Here is a 19,749-nt window from a genome sequence, read left to right on the forward strand (position 1 = left end):
TTTCTATAAATGGGGTAATCATTAAAGATCTATCTGAATCGTAATCGTGTGGTTTTGTTTTGGGACATCTATAAATTTGAGGGTCTCAGAGATCGTCTGATGACCGAGGTATTTTTGTATCACTGTAAGCGGTGTACCCGCTTGATACGCATGATAAGCAAAAGTTTTACGTAAAGATTGAAGACCGATTTGAGAGAGTCCATTTTTAACCGCCGCATCATGAATAATGCGATACGCTTGTTGACGAGAGAGCGGACGCTTTGTTTTCACAGAACGAAACAAATAATCATCTTGGCCAATCCCTTTATCCTTAATAAACAGCGCTAATTCTTCACATAGCGATTGAGGCAATGACACATGAATCTCAGTAATACCCGGTTGTTTCCAAGCATTAATCACAGCCTGACAAGATTCATCTTGTGTTAAAACATCTAAGCCTTTCAAATGAATTAACGTACTAATTCTCAACCCAGTATGTATGGCTAAACGAAACAACAAATAATCCCGTTGATTATGTTGACGCAACGTTTCATACATCGCTTCGATATCCGACTTCTCTTTAATCGGCAAGACACATTCCATGAACAGCCCCACTCCTTTCCAAAAACAAAATATTTCTAATACAAATTAATGATACTTAATCATTATAATTCATATTTAAGTAACATTAAAGTAACAAAGTCTCATTTTTCCAAAAATTTTAAAAACCATACATTTGTCAAAAAGATATAAAAAAAAGCAAGCCGAAGCTTGCTTCCATAATTTAGTCTAAACGAATGACCTGTTGGCCTTCGTTATTGCCAACCACAATTTTATTTGCGACTGATTGTATTTGTGTTGATGAGATGTTCATTTTCTTTAAATCAGCAATCTGATATTCCATAATACTACCGTTAGCAACTTCTGCCGGATAATTTTCATAAGTCGCTTGAGAACACCAAATCGCAACTTTATCGCGAGATACGCCTACAAAAACAGCATAAGGACCTGATCTTGGATCAAGCGTATAAAATTTCATACCTTCAGGTGCTATTGGTGCTGGTATGCGCAATGCAGAACTCGTTCGAGAAAGTACGTATGGTTCAAGACAACAAATGCGCAAAGCACTTATGAAAGAACGTTCTGATCATCACTAACATTACGCAACCAAGAGACATTGACACATCAACATCCACTGTCTCTTGATTGCTTTTTATCAGCTTCTAACAATACATGGTAGCCTCACGGTTGTCTGAACGTAGACATCCAACCCTCTTAAAATCGATTCATCTTTCAGATTTCCAAGCTTTCTCCTTCCCTATTAATAAGGTCATAAAATTCCCATTTCGTATATGTTGAAAACGTTTCCGTAATTTTCTTATGCATGACAAAAAATTCACAAATTATTACTAAAAGACAAATTATAATCAAGTAATATTTATGATACCCTATATTTAAGAATTCCTAAAAATTTTGTTAAGACTTATTTAATCGCATTGCTTGAAACTTTACAATTTTGGCAAGGGAGCCGAGTTAAATGGAAATCAAACAGTATGTATTGCGTATCAAAAGCAAGATATTATTACAGCCAACTGACTTGGTATTTCACGAAGGAACCATCAATCATATTATCGGCAGAAACAAAGTTGGCAAATCTCAATTAGCTAAAGATTTCGTACTGAATCACAGCGGCCATATGAACGAAGAGATCACAGAAAATACAACTTTGATCAGTCATGCATCATGTATCCCAAGAGACATTACAAAAGCATTTCTCATTCAGTTGCTTAAGAGTTATTTCATCTGTACTGTCAAAATCGATTATTTAGGTGATTTGTTAGGTATTGAAACGATTCCTGACAACATCCCTATTCGAAAATTAAGCAAAGGACATCAAGAGAAACTGAAGTTATTAAGCTTTCTGTCAGAAGACAAACCTATCATTGTGTTAGATGAAATCACAAAAGACCTCGATGACACAACCATCCATGATATCTACACATTCTTCAACAGCTACATTGCGGATAATCCTGAAAAAGTCATTATCAATATGACGCATAGCGCAAAAGACTTAACAAACCTTCCTGGTAAATACTTTTTATTTAAAGATTTAACGATTGAAGAATACAATTCTAAAGAAGCAGTAGTTGATGAATATATCTGTTTCTAATATTTGAGGTGTACAAAATGAGGTTAGAGTTAAGAACGACAGTGTTGAACAAAATCACACTGATTCTTGGTTCGCTTTTTTTATTACTGTTCGTACTTGGATATGGTTATACCACCATCATGAGTAACAATCACCAGCTATCTTATGGCTCATATTTCTTTAACACATACACGATAGCTGTAGAAACTGGCTTCATACTCTTTTCATTTATCATCGCATATTACTTCAATAAAGAGTATGCAGATCAAAACATTCTATTCTACAAACTGTTAGGCAATACAGGGTTCACTTTCTTTTACAAAAAAATGTTGGTTATATTCTTAGAATGCTTTGTGTTCGTAGTGATAGGCATTACTGTAACGTCTTTACTGTTTAATAACTTTTCACATTATTTCTTTTTAATCACCATGTTTTCGTTATTAATACTCCAATATATTTTAATCATTGGAACCATTAGTATTTTGATTTCAAACATACTAACCAGTGTCATTACTAGTCTAATATATTGGGTCGTTTCTATTGTTTTAGTGATCCTTAATCCAACCATATTCGGTATCCTAGCGCCGTTTGAAGCAAGTAATGTCATGTACCCTAATGTCGACACCACTTTGAATGGCGATACCTTAGCACTCACAACATACGATATCACATTACTTGTTGTATATTTCCCTTTACTATTTGCGATCAACTTCGTTGTTCTTTTCTTTGCGAGAAAACGTTGGCTGCAATTGGGATTATAATTTGAAATCATAAAGAAAAGAGGCAGGATTTAATCCCGCCTCTTTTCTACAAACTTATGAATAGAAAGGTGTGTGCAAATAAACTATGAAAAATTCAATATTTTGGAAACCCTTTATGATACCTGTTTATTTAATCGTTGCCTTATTAGGTTTTCTCATGTTTAAATTTTATATTCAAGCTAACACGCTATCTATCGTGTTCCTTGTAGGTCCTTTAGTTATAATCGCGATTGCTTCTATGAATTATAACGCGAATCGAAAAGAAAAATAACCTTGTTGCTGTTGTGACTTCTAACGTTGTGAGCACAACAGTTTTTTCTTTCAATGTATGCTATTTAGTTTTGGACTTCTGCCAACACAAAACGCAGCACCTTTTTTACTTGAGGCTTATGAATGAAATAATAAGCCATTTTCCCTTCTTTACGAAAATCTATGATGTCTTTTTTGTAGAGCGTGCGCAAATGGTGAGAGGTAGAAGCGATACTCATTTGAAGGAGTTTCGCAATGTCACAAACACATAATTTTTCCTCTTCAAGCAACGCAAATAAAATTGTTAATTTCTTTTCATCGCCCATTGCGGTTAAGGTATTTATTGCTTTCATCGTATGTGTTTCCGTCAAAAATGCTTCCGCATGTTTTACCTTTTCTTCATGCACATACATCATGTCACATTGTTCGTTAGACACCTATCTCCCATCCTTTCTATGAAATGAAACTTAATAACGTTTGGATTGTTTTATTTTCGATTAAAATGTATAATCCTAAACCAATATAGATAATTGCCATAATCCAACGATTATACTTTTCTACCGTTTCACCAATACCTGGTACTTTTGATAATTGTTGTGCAGTGAACACCAACAAGAAAATCATAATCACAAAAACAATAAGTGTCACGATCACTTGTGCTAAGCTCAAACTGACAAAGTAAGGGACAAATAATCCAATATTATCTGCACCACAACTAGCGAGCGTAACTAACGCAACGATGCCGACTAATTTGGACAAACCTTTTTTATCCAGCTCTCTTTTAGCCCGTTCTTCTCCTTCACAATCATCATATATCGCGACTTTAATCCCTAAATACAAAGGAATTAGTCCTAATAAACCTAGTATCCATTTTTCAGGCACATAATGTAACACGAACGCAAAGAATAAACTGATTGCGATGAGTGCGCCTGAACCTAAAAATTGTCCTATATAAATATCACGATATTCTCTTTTCGTTTGCGCACGTGCAAAATAGATTAATAAAATGACTAATAAATCTAGTGCCGTCGCTGTGTATAGTATTACTGCAGTCAAGACAGTTTGTATCACTTTGCCACCTCATTCAAAAATAAATTTGAATGTATTATAACACTCCTGCACATAAAATCACAGGACCTCATAAAAAAAGCTTTTAAGACCTTCTTATCTCGAAGATCTTAAAAGCTATTATAGTGAACGCAGTATCTTTTTAGTCTCTTTCCCAAATCGTTTTGGCTTTTGCGCATAGCCGTAATGACCACCCGCAACTTTACTGACGTCTGTATTTAAACTATGCGCAAAATACATCGCCGTTTCGTACCCTAACGAGCCTTTTGATTGTTCACCTTGTAAGAACTTTATTATCACATTCGTATCCTTCAGTGCTTCTACATCAAATTGATAATTCATATATTGTCTCAATTCATATTGAAGCCAAATCTGTGTAGAAGCTTGACTGCGCATCTGTGCAGTACTCGGTGAACAAACCGCACAAGGTGCAATTGTATGTTCTACTAATACTTGCATGTCAGAATGAGATGGCCGAACTAAACTTTCATATTGCCGCATTGCTGCAGGCACACCTTCTATCATCGTAGTACGGTTGATTTGTTCCGTTTGTTTCATAATCTCTTCTTTATTCGGCAAGACTGAAGTATTGAAGGGTTCATGAATCAATAAAGTCTCAACCAGCTCTGGATATTCGCAGGCAAATTCCATTGCCGGAACCGCACCTGTATCCGTCGCAAATATAACTACAGGACCATCACTCAAAGTTTGAATTAAAGCTTGAATATCCTGTACATCCCTCGTTAAACGAAACGTATCTTTAGTATTTGCGATTGAACCTGGCAAAGCCGTTAATAATTCACTCGCACCATATCCTCTTCTATCAGGCAAGACAACTGTAAAATCATCTTCCAACTTATGCGCTAAATCCAAGTAACTATCATTAATACCACTTGCGCCTGGAATACATAACAAAATCGGTCCATGTCCAATCATGTCATAACGAATGATCGCATTATTTGTTTCTAAAGCATACATTTCTCTCATTCCTTTAATATCAACATTACTTCCATCATACCTCATGCTTCATCCATATATAAATCAACAGCATCCTTCGTTTGACTTAAATGTGCAACATGCTCGGTATAATCCTTCGCAAGATAGGTATAAAACAAAGTATCTACTGTGATGAGTTGAGCGATTAAAGAACTTGTTGCGGCTAATCTCAGACTGCGATCTGAACTTGCATCATGAAGCAGACAATAATCCGCTCCACTGGCGAGTTCTGAATCTTTACGACTCGTCATACCAATAACTGGAATACCGTAATGCTGTGCGACTTGTGCGAGCTTTAATGTTTCTTGATTTTGACCTGAGTTTGAAATACCTATCAATAGTGTACCTTCACTACTTCCCGTCAGGGCTGTGGCGATAATATGAGCATCTGAACTATGCACCACGTTCATCCCTGCTCTTGTGAATTTTTGAAAGATATCTTCCGCCACAATATGGCTTGCGCCTACACCGAACACAACCAGTTTCTGACATTGTCGGAGTTTCTCAGCAATCTCCTCTAAGGTTTGGTCATCTAACAACGTCTCAGTCGTTTTTAAAGTATACGCAGCTCTTGTGAAGAGTTTATTTTTAATTTCGTTTGCTGGTTCATTTTGTTCCATTTCTTGATAGATACTGGCTTGATGATTGGGTAAATAGCTTGAAATTGCCAGTTTCAAGTCCACTAAACCTTTAAAGCCTAATTTGTGTACACAGCGAATCACAGTTGCAGAACTTGTTTGTGTGTCTTTACCTAAAGCTTGCGCACTCATTTCTAACACCGCTTCAGGGGATTCAATCAAATAACGTGCCACTTGCTGTTCGTTTTTAGTCAACTGCTCCATCTGTTCTTCTATATAAATTAGCAATTGCTCATTTTCCATGTACCTCACACCTTTTCTTCAACATCTTGTGGTGCAGTCATTTCTTTTGTAGTTCCGAAGAAGTAAGTCGCGATAAATCCGCCTGCATACGCCGCTAATATTCCTGCAATATAACCTAAATACATATTGTCATAGATTAAAGGAATCAATGACAAACCACTTGGGCCAATTGCCACCGCACCAATATGACCAATGCCGCCAATGACAGCTCCTCCAATACCGCCGCCAATACATGCGGTGATGAATGGACGACCTAAAGGCAATGTCACACCATAGATTAAAGGCTCTCCAATGCCTAAAATCCCTGCAGGCAATGCCCCTTTTAATAAACGGACAATCTTTTTATTTTTACGACATCTTACCCAAAGTGCCAATGCTGCACCAACTTGACCCGCACCAGCCATCGCTAGTATCGGTAATAAGAATGTCGCATGATCTTGGTTAATCATTTCAATATGGATTGGTGTTAAGACTTGATGCAGACCAAACATAACTAATGGCAAGAATGTTGCGCCGAGAATAAAGCCGCTGAATGCACCGCCGATATTTAAAACCCAGTTAATGATTCCTAACAGACCTTCAGAAATGACACCCGCAATCGGCATAATCAAGAATATCGTCGCAAGTCCCATAATTAATAAGGTGATGGTCGGTGTCACAATGATATCAACTGCGTTTGGAATCACTTTGTGCAGACGCTTTTCAACGATAGACAACAACCATACCGCAAAGATGACGCCAATGACGCCCCCTTGTCCAGGTGCTAATGCTTCTCCGTTAAAGATATTATGCAGCGGTTGTTCAGGTGTCATGCCCGTCAACATAGTTGTACCGCCAATGACACCGCCAAGTCCTGGTGTTGCGCCGAATTCTTTAGCCGCATTAATCCCAACATAGATGACTAAATACGCTAATAAACCACTCTTAATAATATCGAATACTAATGTCAGTTGTTTCCACATTGCGCCTTCAATATAGCCGGCAGATAATAAGTTCGTTAGAACTGCCGCAATCCCGCCGATTAACCCTGCACCAACAAATGCGGGAATTAAAGGTACAAAGATATTCGCGATAACGCGCAGTACTTTTTTCCATTTAGACTGTTTCTGTTTCTCTTTCATTTGGCTCTTAAAGAGCTGTGCTTCTGATTCTACATGTGCTTTATCTGTTTGGTGTGCAGATTCATGATGGACGATTTTTTCACCTAAAGGCGTTCCAATCATTGCGCTCATTTCATGTGCAACCTTATTAACAGTACCAGGTCCCACAATCACTTGTAATGTTTCATCTTCCACTACACCCATGACACCTTCTATAGCTTTGAGCCCTTCAAGATCAACTTGAGTATAATCTATAATATCCATGCGCACACGCGTCATACAATGTATGACACGTTCTAAATTCGCTTTACCACCAACATAATTCAATATTTCCTGGGCAATCTTTTTCTCTTTTGACATTGTTGTTCAGCTCCTCATGTTTTTCTAATAAAACCATCCGCTTCTTCTAAACGCTCTACGGCTTCTTCGTATGAAATATCATGCAACCCCATGACAATCGCAGCCTTCACATGACCATGACTGTCGTGAAACAGCTGTTGACTTTCTGCTTCAGTGGTTTGAACGACTTCCGAAATCATATTGATTGCACGTCTTCTCAACTTCTCATTTGTCGGTTGAACATCCACCATTAAATTCTCATATACCTTGCCGATACCGATCATTGCGCCCGTGGATATCATATTCAACACTAACTTTTGTGCAGTACCAGACTTTAAACGTGTAGATCCTGTTAATACTTCAGGTCCCACTTCAACTTCAATAGCAATATCTGCGACTGCACCAATGGCTGTATCTTTATTACAAGCAACAGCTGCGGTGTTTGCGCCTATTGCTTTCGCATACTCTAAACCACCAATAACATAAGGTGTTCTGCCACTTGCGGCTAATCCAATCACCGTATCTGCCTCATTAAGATGGATAGCCTTTAAATCTTGTTCTCCAAGTGACTTACTGTCTTCAGCACCTTCTACCGCTTGGGTCATTGCTTTAGCACCACCAGCAATTAATCCAATTACATCATCATGTGTCACACCGAAGGTTGGTACACATTCAGCCGCATCTAATACACCTAATCTGCCACTTGTTCCGGCACCCATATAAATTAATCTGCCGCCTTGTTTAAAACCTTCAATCACAGTATCAATCACACGTGCAATGGATGCATTTTCTCGCGCAATCGCTTGTGCGACAGTCTGGTCTTCTTGATTCATCAATGTCACAAAATCTTTTGTACTCAATTCATCGAGATGCATGGTTTTCTCATTACGTTGTTCCGTTGTCATCTTGTGAATGTCCATGACTTTCCTCCTCGTTTGAAACTAATTCAAATGCGGTATTTGAACCAATCATGTTTATACAATCTAAATCACGTGTATCTACATAACCTAAGACATTAACTGCTTCATCCTTTGGTAAATCGCATTTTGCAATCTGCAGTTCATTCATATAACGCCCATATAATTGATTATCTAAAGTCACCGACCCTTTACGACGTTCTACAACATTGTGCGGTGGTACGGGTGCAGTAAATGTTTTTCGAGCTTCAACCGCTCTTACAACATCCCGTGCAACATCCGGTCGGTTATGATAAACACCTAGATATGGACTGTCCGTACTTAATTGCGTACGCAATAGCACACGATTCATTCTGAAATATGCATCAAATTGTTTGACTATGAAGTTATCCAATTTACTGTCTCCGATACATGCGATATCACATAAATCCGCTTCAAGCTCGACCGCAGCCGCAAGCGGATGACGTTGACGATGGTCTTCTAATGTCGGTAACCCACGATAAATAGGTCCTCTCATTTGCGTACCTGGCACAAACGCCATGATTTGTATTTCAGGAAATGCCCCTTTTAAACGTGCATTAATCTGTTGAAAGAACTTACAATCTAAACCTGTATCAGGTCTCGGATAATAATTATGCGCAACTAAAATATTCTCTTGTGAAATCGCACGGTCGCTTAATTCTCTTAAGATTTGAAAGGCATCCGTACTCGCATTCAACATCACCGCATGTTTCGCTTCGACAAAATCAGCCAGACTATCCATATCTACCGCTTCATCCAAACGAATCATATCAATACCGGCTTCTTGAATGGTTTCAGGATGGTTTAAAGATAAACCCAGCGCCTTCAAAGTTTGACCATTCACATCTGCGATAATTTGGGCACGTTGTCCATTGATTGCCGCTAACTGTTTTAAACGTGACAAATACGTTTCGTGATTATCTTCTGGAATTTGAAGAGACGTAAAGATATAGCGAAAACCATATTGCAGCATGTCATCGATATATGCCTCATCAAACGTATCACCTAGATAAACAGAAAATCCTAATTCCAATCCACTCACCTCTTCATCTCATTTTTCTTACTGTATTGTCAGGAAGTAACACAAAAAGCAAATTAACATAAAGTTGATTATACAAAGATGTTATATGTAATCGCTTACATTATTACACATTTGAAATTGCATTACAATAACTACAAGTAATTTATATATTTTTGTAATGATAGTTCAAATTAACTCTATCAAAAAAACACGTCCCGTATTTAAGGAACGTGTTTAAGGATGGATGATTGAATTTAGCACTTTGATGAAGTTACATTATTTTATTTTTGATAATCATACGCTGTGATGATGATATCTTTTAATTCACTAATTAATGGTTCTTTAGGGTTGGCAGTCGTACATTGGTCTTCGTATGCAAGCTCTGCCATACGATCTACTGTCGCATCTAAGACTGCTTTAGTTAAACCTTGTGCTTTAAGGTTCATTTCAATCCCTACACTTTGGCCTAATTCATAAACCGCATCTGCTAAAGCTTCTACTAAGTCTGCAGTTGTTTTACCTTTCAAGCCTAAGTATTTCGCAATATCTGCATAATCTTGATCCGCTCTGAAGTAATCATATTTAGGGAACATCGCATGTTTTTGCGGATCTTTCGCATTATATCTGATGACATGCGGTAATAAAATCGCATTCGTACGTCCATGTGGAATATTGTATTCTCCACCGATTTTATGTGCGATAGAGTGACTGATACCTAAGAAAGCATTCGCAAATGCCATACCTGCAAGTGTAGAAGCATTATGCATACGTTCTCTTGCGTCTGGATCGCCATCGTTTGCGGAAGCTTTTAAATACTCAAAGACGATTTTGATCGCTTGTAAACTTAAGCCACGTGTATAATCACTTGCCATCACTGATACATAAGATTCAATCGCATGAGTTAAGACGTCCATACCTGTATCAGCGGTAACACTTCTTGGCACACTTAAGACAAATTGTGAATCTACGATTGCGACATCAGGTGTTAACGCGTAATCTGCGAGTGGATATTTAACATGTGTTTCACTATCTGTAATTACCGCAAATGGTGTCACTTCTGAACCTGTTCCTGAAGTCGTTGGGATACAGACCATTTTCGCACGTTGTGCCGGCATAATTTTATAAGCACGTTTACGAATATCTAAGAATTTTTGTTTAGCGCCGAAGAATGATAAATCAGGATGTTCGAAGAATACCCACATGCCTTTCGCGGCATCCATCACAGAACCCCCACCCACTGCGATAATCGTATCTGGTTGGAACTCCACCATTAACTCTAATCCTTTATACACTGTGTTGGTAGACGGGTTCGGTTCAACATCACTAAAGATACGTACATCTGGTGCATCATGACGTCTAGCGAGAACTTCTTGTACACGTTGTGCATAACCAAGATTAACCATACCTGCATCAGTAATAATCATTACACGTTCTACTTCTTTCATTTGTGTTAAATAAAGCAGTGAGTTTTTCTCAAAGAATACTTTAGGTGGAAGTTTGAACCATTGCATATTATTTCTCCTTTTAGCAATTGTTTTTACATTAATCAAATCAACAGCTGAAACGTTATGAGAAACTGAGTTGTGACCATAAGAACCACAACCTAATGTAAGCGATGGAATCATTTCATTATATATACCGCCAATACCGCCTTCAGCTGATGGTGAATTGACTAAGATACGGCAGGCATTCATGCGAATACCGAAAATTTGCTGTAAAGCTGCATCTTCTGTGTGCACCACTGCCGTATGGCCTAAACCGCCAAGATCTAACATGCCTTCACATAATTCTAAGCCATGTTCACGATTTTCTGCTTTCACCATTGCGAGTACTGGAGATAACTTTTCACGAGATAGCGGATAATCCGGACCGACACCATCAAGTTCCGCAATTAACATTTTTGTACCTTCAGGTACTTTAATACCTACAGATGCCGCGATTTCAGCAGCGGGTTTACCAACGATATCAGCGTTGACCGCACAACGGTCTTCACGCATCACGATACTTTCTAATTTAGGTAATTCTTTTTTCTTCACGACATAACATTGATGCGCTTCAAATTCATTTTTCACTTCATCATAAATTTCTTTATCTACAATGACACCTTGTTCAGACGCACAAATCATACCATTATCAAACGTTTTAGAAACAATAACATCATTCACCGCACGTTTGATATTCGCTGATTTTTCAATGTATGCAGGCACATTACCCGGTCCGACACCTAAAGCTGGTTTGCCTGTTGAGTATGCGGATTTCACCATACCTGCACCACCTGTCGCAAGCACTAAAGCCACTTTGTCATGGTTCATTAATAATTTAGTCGCTTCAAGTGATGGGTGTTCTACCCATTGGATAACATGTTTTGGTGCACCTGCTTGAAGTGCTGCTTCATAAATCACTTTTGCCGCAAGTGTCGAAGATTGTTGTGCACTTGGATGGAAAGCGAAGATAATCGGGTTACCTGTTTTAATTGCGATAATTGCTTTAAAAATTGTTGTAGAAGTCGGGTTCGTTGTCGGTGTTACACCACATACTACACCGACAGGTGAAGCTACATACGTCAAACCACGTTGTTCATCTTCATCAATGACACCAATCGTCTTATTGTACTTAATAGATTCCCAGATATATTCTGATGCATATAAGTTCTTAATCGCTTTATCTTCATATACACCACGTCCAGTTTCTTCATAGGCTGCTTTCGCAATCTCCATGTGTTGATCTACTGCTGCCATTGCCATCGCATGAACAATGTGATCAATTTGTGCTTGATCGAGTTTCGCTAATTCACGTAAAGCTTGTTGGCCATTCTCCGCAAGCGCATTAATCATTTCTTCCGTGGGATTAACTTCAGGTTGTACTTCTGTTGGTTGTTTCTTGTTTTGTGCAGATATAGTCATTTCATTTCCTCCTCGATATGATTACCACTGTTTTACTTTGTGAATTATTTCACAAATAGAATAGCCTATTTTTCTTTTAGAGTAAATGAAAAACATGTATTTTAATTTTATTTCCTTACAATTGTGTGAACATATCATTTTAATAAATTTTTAAAAGCCTTAGAACCGCAATAAGTTAAGCGCTTACATAATTCAAAATGAATTCTTCAAATTACTTTCATAAAATTGCGCGAGCATATCAATTTCCATTCTGTTCTGCCCAAAGTAAAGTAGATTTAACTTAAAAGATTCATCAAAAAACATTAAGAGAAGTACTTCATAGCCTTTCAGGGTAAATAAATAAGAGTGGAGTTTTTCCATAGAAAGAAGGATAAATAATGAAAAAAATTATGATTGTCAACACAAGCACAAATCAATTCGGTGAATTTTCTAAGCCAACTGGACTTTGGCTAGGAGAACTGGTTCACTTTTATGATTACTTTAACGACGGCAACTATGAGATTGACATCTTTAATGTTGAGGGCGGCGAAACGCCAATTGACCCAGTTAGTTTGAGTCCTGTCTTTTTAGATAAAGTCACAAAACGTTATTTTGATGATGAAAAGTTTATGACACAATTAAAATACTCAAAATCAATTAAAGAAGCGGATCCCACAAAATACGATGTTATATATTTCACTGGCGGACACGGGGTAATGTTTGATTTCCCTAATAATCATGCGATTCAAAACGCAATTAATGAAGTTTATAGTCACAATGGCATTGTCGCCGCAGTATGTCATGGTGTCACAGCGTTATTAAATGTTAAAGACAGCAATGGCAGATACTTCATTGACCCAAAAGTAATAACAGGTTTTTCAAATACAGAAGAGATGCTCGCAAATCGTAAGAAACTCGTTCCTTTCATGTTAGAAGATGAATTGAAACGTCGTGGTGCAGATTACCATAAGGCGATGTTACCTTTCACACCTGAAGTTGAAACGGATGGACGTCTTGTCACTGGTCAAAATCCACAATCACCTAAACAAGTGGCACAAGCAGTAAACCGATTACTTTAATCATATATTAAAAGCTTCTTCTTGCCTTCATTTTGCCAAGAAGAAGCTTTATTCATTTCAATTATAATTTTCGTATCAGCGTCATCAACACAAATTGTAGTAACAAGCGACTGTACAATGCCCATTTAGGGGGTTGATAATCTCCAAGCGGCAATTGTTTGCGTGCCATATAGATATTAGCTGGAAATACCGAAATTAAAAAAGCATTGATACCTCGTTTAAATGCTTGGCTTGGGCGTTTCCAGAATAGAACGCCACCAATGATTAGTTCAACAATACCTGTTACAATTACTGCTGTTTTACGCAATGGTAAATACTTCGGAACGATGCGAGTAAAAGCATCAGAACGCACAAAGTGCATGAATCCTGCTAGGCTGAATAGACCTCCTAAAACCAAACGAATCCTTTATGCATTTCGTCACCTTCTTTTTATAGTCATCCTTTCTATTATTTCACAAATTGTAACTTTTTAACAAAAAATCAATATTTTTCACAAAAATTCAGAAAACGAGTTTAAAATGTAACTTTTTGAGGAATACTATTTTTAGTCACAATCATTCAGTCACAAATTATTTCGGCAAGGGGGTAGGCATATGCCTAAGAAATTATTTAGTGTGGATTTGAATAAGAAAATGGATCAGCAAGCACATCCCGGACACAACCGATGGCATCCGGACATTCCGGCCGCATTTTCAGTTGAACCGGGGGAATCATTTCGTATGGAATGTTTAGACTGGACCGATGGTCAAGTCTCAAACAACGACGACCCGAGCGATATCAAATATGTTAACTTGAATCGTGTACATGTACTCAGTGGTCCCGTATATGTCAACGGTGTCGAGCCCGGCGACTTACTCGTCGTCGACATTTTAGATATCGGTGCATTCCAAGAACATCAATGGGGCTTTAACGGTATTTTCGACGTCACAAATGGTGGTAGTTTCCTCGTCGATCATTATCCGAACGCCCAAAAATCAATCTGGGATTTCAATGGAATTTATGCGACAAGTCGTCATGTACCTGGCGTAGAATTTGTCGGCTTGATTCACCCAGGATTAATTGGGGTTGCGCCATCCCAAGAAATGTTGGATGAATGGAACCGACGTGAACAAGCATTGGTAGATACAGATCCGAACAGAGAGCCAGTCTTAGCAAACTTGCCCGATACGGATGCTGTGGTGCTTGGTACTTTAGAAGGCAAAGATTTCGATCGTGTCGCTAAAGAAGGTGCCAGAACCGTTCCTCCTAGAGAAAACGGCGGTAACTGCGATATTAAAAATTTATCAAAAGGTTCCCGCATTTATTTCCCAGTCTTTGTCGACGGTGCAAAATTATCTGTCGGCGACTTGCATTTCTCACAAGGTGATGGCGAGATTACATTCTGCGGCGGTATCGAAATGCCTGGTTGGATTGATTTACGTGTCAACGTGATTAAAAATGGCATGGAAAAATATCAAATTAAAAAGAACCCAGCCTTCAAACCTGGGCCTGTAATGCCGAATTATACAGATTACATTGTATTTGAAGGTATTTCAGTCGATGAATTCAGCGGAAAACAAGAGTATTTAAATGCGAATACTGCTTATCGCAATGCTTGTTTAAACGCGATTGAATTCTTGAAAACACGAGGCTTTACAGGCGAACAAGCTTATATGTTACTTGGAACAGCGCCCGTCCAAGGTACAGTTGCTGGTATCGTGGATGTTCCAAACGCTTGTTGTACCATCGCAATACCTCGTGAGATCTTTAACGATGACATCATCCCAAATTTGGAGCCTGATGCGTAATGCCCAATTACACTTATGCATGCGAACATCACGGTGAATTTACCTTAAATCAATCCATGAATGAAAATCATGATTATGCAGTTTGCCCTGACTGCAATCAAGACGCAAAGCGCGTCTTTGTCCCATTCAACACTTCCAAAATTGATTCAAAGTTGAAGAGAAGAATTGAATCTGGTCAAGAACCAAAAGTTGTTTCCAAAGATAAACTCCCAATAAAACAGAAACAACAAAATACGCATAACCGTCCTTGGATGGTCTAATCAATACTAAATTTGGAATACCCATTATGAAAACACACCCATGCAAACATACAGCCCATTTGCATGCGAGTGATAAACCTACAATATAAAAAATTAAACCAGGTACATCCATCAACATTGAGATTTACCCTCCTTAATCTATGATGCTTGATGTCCATTCAAACACTTGGCATATGACAGTTGCACATATTAAAAGTAAAAAAACTGATTGAAGATGTTAAATATAAACGTGCAACACATTGGATTACACAATCCTATCCAATTATTGCCACAAAAGTAAAAGGTTAATCTGTCATGAAGGCCTCATGGTTGTTTTCTCCCCTTCACAGCCATGGGGCTGGCAGATTATAAAACATATTAAATAAGCAAGACACATGTCGCTATTGAAACACATGTGTCTTGCTTTCCTTATTGATAAAATACATAAATTCATTTTAAAGATTGGGACCATAAAGTCTAGGCGTATGGTCTACCGCTTCCCCCGCAATCAATTGTCTTAACTCATCTTTCCAAGACTGCGGTGTATAATCATTTTCCATTAATTGATGCATTAACTGCGGATGATCAGCATGATGATATAAAACATCATTCATCTTCGCTATCGACCATGTCCCGCAAGGACGTTCAACTAACTCAAACACATCACCTTGTTGAATACGTCCTTCTTCTAAGACTCTGAAATACCAACCTGTGCGACCTGTATCTTGAATACGTTGGCCAAAGTCTATCCATTTCACACGTCTTCCCGGTTTCCAGCACGGTCTGCGTGGCTGTGATACTTGTACTAATGCTTCACCTACACGATAAATGTCTCCGATACACACTGTCGTTTCGTCCATATCTGAAACCGAAACATTTTCGCCGTTGGTGCCCGCTTTAAAATCACCTTCAGGATATTCTTCGTTCCATTTATCATAATGTACCACACTATACGCAAACAACGCTTTCTCAGGTCCGCCATGATGTTTCTTATCTCCTACATCATCACCTTCTAATCCCTCTTTAGTTAGAAAGACAGGTATCGGCATCGCTTTCTTATATGCGGCTGTCATCCATTGTTGTTCAAGTTTATTAACGGCATGCGGATGTCCAACTGTTTCCACACCGCCTACAAATAACGTCTCAATTCTGCTCACCAGCTACACCCTTTCTACGAATCCCTTTCCTTCTATTGTAACGTATTTTCGTTTTAAATGAACACTGTCAAGACATTCTACGTCCCAGATTCAAGCGTTTCAGCGCACTAAAAATACGTTTGTGATTTATTTTACAATTTCAAGTTAAACTATTTGCGAAATCACTTCATTTTTACCATACTAGAGATGAAAGAGATATAGCAAAATGCGGAAAGAGGAGTGTCAATAAATGAACCAAGAACAATTTGACAAAATTAAAAATGGTAAAGGATTTATCGCAGCATTAGACCAAAGCGGTGGTAGTACTCCTAAAGCGCTTAAAGCTTACGGAATCGAAGAAAATGAATATTCAAACGATGATGAAATGTTTGACCTTGTACACGAAATGCGTACACGTATCATCACTTCACCTGCTTTCAACGGAGACAAAATCCTAGGCGCAATCTTATTCGAACAAACAATGGATCGCGAAATTGAAGGTCAATACACTGGTGACTTCCTAGCAAGCAAAGGTGTTGTGCCTTTCTTAAAAGTCGACAAAGGATTAGCTGACCAAAACGAAGGCGTTCAATTAATGAAACCTATTCCAGATTTAGATAAATTATTACAACGCGCAAACGAACGTCATATCTTCGGTACAAAAATGCGTTCTAACATTTTAGAAAACAACAAAGAAGGTATTGAAAAAGTTGTTAAACAACAATTCGAAGTTGCGAAAGAAATCATTGCAGCTGGTTTAGTACCTATCATTGAACCAGAAGTAAACATCCATGCAGAAGATAAAGAAGCAATCGAAGCAAACTTAGCAGAAGCAATCAAAGCTGAGTTAGACAACTTAAACAAAGATGAAAATGTAATGTTGAAATTAACAATTCCAACAAAAGCTAACGCATATAAAGCACTTATCGAACACCCTCAAGTGGTACGTGTTGTTGCTTTATCTGGTGGTTACAGCCGTGAAGAAGCAAACAAAATCTTAAAAGAAAACGATGGCTTAATCGCAAGCTTCTCTCGTGCTTTAGTCACTGACTTGAACGTTAAACAATCTGATGAAGAGTTCAACAGTAAATTACAAGATGCGATTGACACAATCTACGATGCATCTGTAAACAAAGCATAATTATAATTATTCGATGACAGCGAATCTCTCTACGAGGTTCGCTTTTTATTTTGCTTAATATTTATTTAATCGTCCAAATGCTTACATCGTCCATGTTAAATAAAAATCCTTTTATTTTGAAACCATTCATAATAAAATACAAGAGACTAAAATAAAAACAGAACATAGTCGCCTACTTTACACAACAGGAGATGACACAAATGGCGTCTAATTTAACACCACGTTACTTACAAGATAAACGCGCAAACTTTCATGAACTTTTCTATGATTTAATTTTTGTTTATGCCTTACAAAAAATTGCGCACGTATTACTGCACCTTACAGGAAATGGCACTCTAACCTTAGATACCTTTGTTATTTATATTTTAATGAGCCTATTCTTATGGTTATTGTGGTCTCATCAAACCGTCTTTACCAATCGCTTTGGGGAACTGTCACCGAAAGATGTCGGCTTTACCATCGTTAATATTTTTCTTTTGGTTTTCTTATCGAACAGTTTCTACCCAGATTTCAATAAAACTTTTGTGCCTTTCATGACTTATATGTCATTACTCTATTTGAGTATTTGTCTACAATATTTACTACAAATACGCCAGACACAATCAAAGGGCGATAAAATGACGTGTATCGCATATGTGATTGTCACATCACTGGTCGCAATTTTATCTATCATTGGCATACTCACACCACCACCCTATCGCTTTGTGCCAGGTAATATTGGATTAGCCGTTGCGGCGCTAGGTTTAATTCCATTCCGCAAATATTTAATAGAATCACCTGTCAATATGATGCATTTAGTTGAACGTTATGCCCTATTGACTATTATCGTATTCGGAGAATTATTAGTCGGTATCGCAAGTATATTCAGTATCACGCAATTCGATTACCTTTATATTTTCCAATTCATGATCTTAATCGGCTTATTCTTAGCCTATTGGGCCATTACTGAGTTTTATATTAACCATCGCCACCGCACTATCGGGTTCAAATTAAACTATTCACACCTGATTATTAATATCGCTTTAGGTGGCGTCAATGCGGCCATTGTCTTCAGCAGCAGTGATAAAATCAACCGATTATTTGAAGTACACTTTATGTATGCGAGTATTTTCTTATTCTTCTTTGGATTATGGATGAACATGTCTTACTTCCATGATTACTATCGAAAATTACGTTTATTTATCATATCCGTATCACTCATTATTATCGGTTATATCATCAGCCTTATCTTTGTCCAATACGATGATGTCTTAGTTATTTCAGCCGCTATGGTCAATTCAACCATCGCACTTGTATATTATAAAAATAAACGCAAATTAACACGCGCAGGTATTGCGACACATCATTAAACCTTCTAAATCTATGTTCATTAACTAAAACACTAGTCCAAAATAACCATTTGGACTAGTGTTTTAGTTTAGCTTCACTTTCTCGCATAAAACGATCAATTTCTTTAAAACCATTTAATTCAATCCATTTGACTCGATTTGAACACTTTGATTGAGCTAGAATCATAGAAGGAAAATGATTGCTTGGAAAGTCCCAAATATACTTTAGAAATTCAAATCGCAGTGCTTTTGGATTACCGCCAGTATCTTCATTTCGCAATAATCTAAAATAGCGTTTAACAACATTCAAAATACATTTCCATCGTGGTGCTTTCAACCAAATGACAAGTTCTGCCTTTTCTAACCGCAACAATAGGGTATCGCTATAATTTCCATCTATAATCCAAGCTTCATTTTCCCCAATGATTTTTTCAATTCGTCTTATAAATACTTCTTGGTTTACCGTTTCATGATCATTTTTCCAAAAAAGGGGATTTAAATGAAAGATTGGAACATGCATTTTCTGACTTAATTGTTTCGCAAATGTTGATTTTCCCGAACCAGGACTGCCAATTACCAGAATCCTTTTTACCACATTATCTATCCCCTATTGAATCGCTGCCATATGTTTAATAAAGATTATATGCATCTATGCCCACACAAGCAAATCCATATT

At 37.8% G+C, this 19,749-nt stretch carries 20 protein-coding genes; 7 read left to right on the forward strand and 13 right to left on the reverse strand.

Features of this window, described 5'->3' with window-relative positions:
- Nucleotides 1-21: 21 nt before the first annotated feature.
- Complete coding sequence (locus ACFCT9_RS08450; protein WP_412518548.1) at nucleotides 22-582, reverse strand: tyrosine-type recombinase/integrase; 561 nt, start codon at nucleotides 580-582, stop codon at nucleotides 22-24.
- Between the two features lie 181 nt (nucleotides 583-763).
- Nucleotides 764-1,051, reverse strand: coding sequence for a hypothetical protein (locus ACFCT9_RS08455; protein WP_412518550.1), 288 nt, complete (start codon nucleotides 1,049-1,051; stop codon nucleotides 764-766).
- A 465-nt stretch (nucleotides 1,052-1,516) separates the two neighbouring features.
- Between ACFCT9_RS08455 and ACFCT9_RS08460 the strand changes: the two genes are divergently transcribed.
- A complete protein-coding gene (locus ACFCT9_RS08460; protein ID WP_412518552.1) occupies nucleotides 1,517-2,149 on the forward strand; it encodes an ATP-binding cassette domain-containing protein in 633 nt (210 codons plus the stop codon).
- A gap of 17 nt (nucleotides 2,150-2,166) precedes the next feature.
- Complete coding sequence (locus ACFCT9_RS08465) at nucleotides 2,167-2,889, forward strand: peptide ABC transporter permease (RefSeq protein ID WP_412518554.1); 723 nt, start codon at nucleotides 2,167-2,169, stop codon at nucleotides 2,887-2,889.
- Between the two features lie 335 nt (nucleotides 2,890-3,224).
- On the opposite strand, the gene ACFCT9_RS08470 is transcribed toward ACFCT9_RS08465, so the two are convergent.
- The 8 genes from ACFCT9_RS08470 to adhE all read right to left on the reverse strand — a co-directional run bounded on the left by ACFCT9_RS08470 (nucleotide 3,225) and on the right by adhE (nucleotide 12,315).
- A complete protein-coding gene (locus tag ACFCT9_RS08470; RefSeq protein WP_412521642.1) occupies nucleotides 3,225-3,554 on the reverse strand; it encodes an ArsR/SmtB family transcription factor in 330 nt (109 codons plus the stop codon).
- 37 nt (nucleotides 3,555-3,591) lie between these two features.
- Nucleotides 3,592-4,209: a CadD family cadmium resistance transporter gene (locus ACFCT9_RS08475; protein WP_412518556.1), complete on the reverse strand. Its 618-nt coding sequence runs from the start codon at nucleotides 4,207-4,209 to the stop codon at nucleotides 3,592-3,594.
- A gap of 117 nt (nucleotides 4,210-4,326) precedes the next feature.
- The gene (locus ACFCT9_RS08480; protein WP_412518558.1) at nucleotides 4,327-5,184 is read right to left on the reverse strand and encodes an alpha/beta hydrolase; all 858 of its coding nucleotides are present in this window, start codon (nucleotides 5,182-5,184) and stop codon (nucleotides 4,327-4,329) included.
- A 41-nt stretch (nucleotides 5,185-5,225) separates the two neighbouring features.
- Nucleotides 5,226-6,083: a MurR/RpiR family transcriptional regulator gene (locus ACFCT9_RS08485; protein ID WP_412518559.1), complete on the reverse strand. Its 858-nt coding sequence runs from the start codon at nucleotides 6,081-6,083 to the stop codon at nucleotides 5,226-5,228.
- Between the two features lie 5 nt (nucleotides 6,084-6,088).
- Nucleotides 6,089-7,543, reverse strand: a complete 1,455-nt coding sequence (locus ACFCT9_RS08490) for a PTS transporter subunit EIIC (RefSeq protein ID WP_412518561.1) — start codon at nucleotides 7,541-7,543, stop codon at nucleotides 6,089-6,091.
- Nucleotides 7,544-7,557: 14 nt separating this feature from the next.
- The gene (murQ, locus tag ACFCT9_RS08495) at nucleotides 7,558-8,442 is read right to left on the reverse strand and encodes an N-acetylmuramic acid 6-phosphate etherase (protein WP_412518562.1); all 885 of its coding nucleotides are present in this window, start codon (nucleotides 8,440-8,442) and stop codon (nucleotides 7,558-7,560) included.
- Nucleotides 8,408-9,493: a MupG family TIM beta-alpha barrel fold protein gene (locus ACFCT9_RS08500; protein ID WP_412518564.1), complete on the reverse strand. Its 1,086-nt coding sequence runs from the start codon at nucleotides 9,491-9,493 to the stop codon at nucleotides 8,408-8,410. The genes murQ and ACFCT9_RS08500 overlap by 35 nt, the downstream gene beginning before the upstream one ends.
- Before the next feature lie 269 nt (nucleotides 9,494-9,762).
- The gene (adhE, locus tag ACFCT9_RS08505) at nucleotides 9,763-12,315 is read right to left on the reverse strand and encodes a bifunctional acetaldehyde-CoA/alcohol dehydrogenase (protein ID WP_412521643.1); all 2,553 of its coding nucleotides are present in this window, start codon (nucleotides 12,313-12,315) and stop codon (nucleotides 9,763-9,765) included.
- Between the two features lie 446 nt (nucleotides 12,316-12,761).
- On the opposite strand from adhE, the gene ACFCT9_RS08510 reads away from it, so the two are divergent.
- A complete protein-coding gene (locus ACFCT9_RS08510; RefSeq protein ID WP_412518566.1) occupies nucleotides 12,762-13,442 on the forward strand; it encodes a type 1 glutamine amidotransferase domain-containing protein in 681 nt (226 codons plus the stop codon).
- A 61-nt stretch (nucleotides 13,443-13,503) separates the two neighbouring features.
- Here ACFCT9_RS08510 and ACFCT9_RS08515 read toward each other — a convergent pair whose 3' ends face one another.
- Nucleotides 13,504-13,803, reverse strand: a complete 300-nt coding sequence (locus ACFCT9_RS08515) for a hypothetical protein (protein ID WP_412518568.1) — start codon at nucleotides 13,801-13,803, stop codon at nucleotides 13,504-13,506.
- Between the two features lie 232 nt (nucleotides 13,804-14,035).
- On the opposite strand from ACFCT9_RS08515, the gene fmdA reads away from it, so the two are divergent.
- Together fmdA and ACFCT9_RS08525 are read left to right on the forward strand one after the other, a co-directional pair.
- Complete coding sequence (gene fmdA / locus ACFCT9_RS08520) at nucleotides 14,036-15,229, forward strand: formamidase (protein ID WP_412518570.1); 1,194 nt, start codon at nucleotides 14,036-14,038, stop codon at nucleotides 15,227-15,229.
- On the forward strand, nucleotides 15,229-15,489 hold the full coding sequence (locus ACFCT9_RS08525; RefSeq protein WP_412518572.1) for a zinc ribbon domain-containing protein: 261 nt from the start codon (nucleotides 15,229-15,231) through the stop codon (nucleotides 15,487-15,489). The genes fmdA and ACFCT9_RS08525 overlap by 1 nt, the downstream gene beginning before the upstream one ends.
- A gap of 434 nt (nucleotides 15,490-15,923) precedes the next feature.
- Here ACFCT9_RS08525 and ACFCT9_RS08530 read toward each other — a convergent pair whose 3' ends face one another.
- Nucleotides 15,924-16,625, reverse strand: a complete 702-nt coding sequence (locus tag ACFCT9_RS08530) for an MOSC domain-containing protein (protein WP_412518574.1) — start codon at nucleotides 16,623-16,625, stop codon at nucleotides 15,924-15,926.
- A gap of 229 nt (nucleotides 16,626-16,854) precedes the next feature.
- Here ACFCT9_RS08530 and ACFCT9_RS08535 point away from each other — a divergent pair, with 229 nt between their 5' ends.
- Entirely contained in the window at nucleotides 16,855-17,745 is an 891-nt protein-coding gene (locus tag ACFCT9_RS08535; protein ID WP_412518576.1) for a fructose bisphosphate aldolase, read from the forward strand.
- Between the two features lie 200 nt (nucleotides 17,746-17,945).
- Complete coding sequence (locus tag ACFCT9_RS08540; protein ID WP_412518578.1) at nucleotides 17,946-19,094, forward strand: low temperature requirement protein A; 1,149 nt, start codon at nucleotides 17,946-17,948, stop codon at nucleotides 19,092-19,094.
- 55 nt (nucleotides 19,095-19,149) lie between these two features.
- Here the strand turns inward: ACFCT9_RS08540 and ACFCT9_RS08545 are convergent, their stop codons facing one another.
- A complete protein-coding gene (locus ACFCT9_RS08545) occupies nucleotides 19,150-19,668 on the reverse strand; it encodes an AAA family ATPase (RefSeq protein WP_412518580.1) in 519 nt (172 codons plus the stop codon).
- Nucleotides 19,669-19,749: the final 81 nt, after the last annotated feature.

This window comes from Staphylococcus simulans, assembly GCF_047037175.1.
Taxonomy (GTDB): domain Bacteria; phylum Bacillota; class Bacilli; order Staphylococcales; family Staphylococcaceae; genus Staphylococcus; species Staphylococcus simulans_C.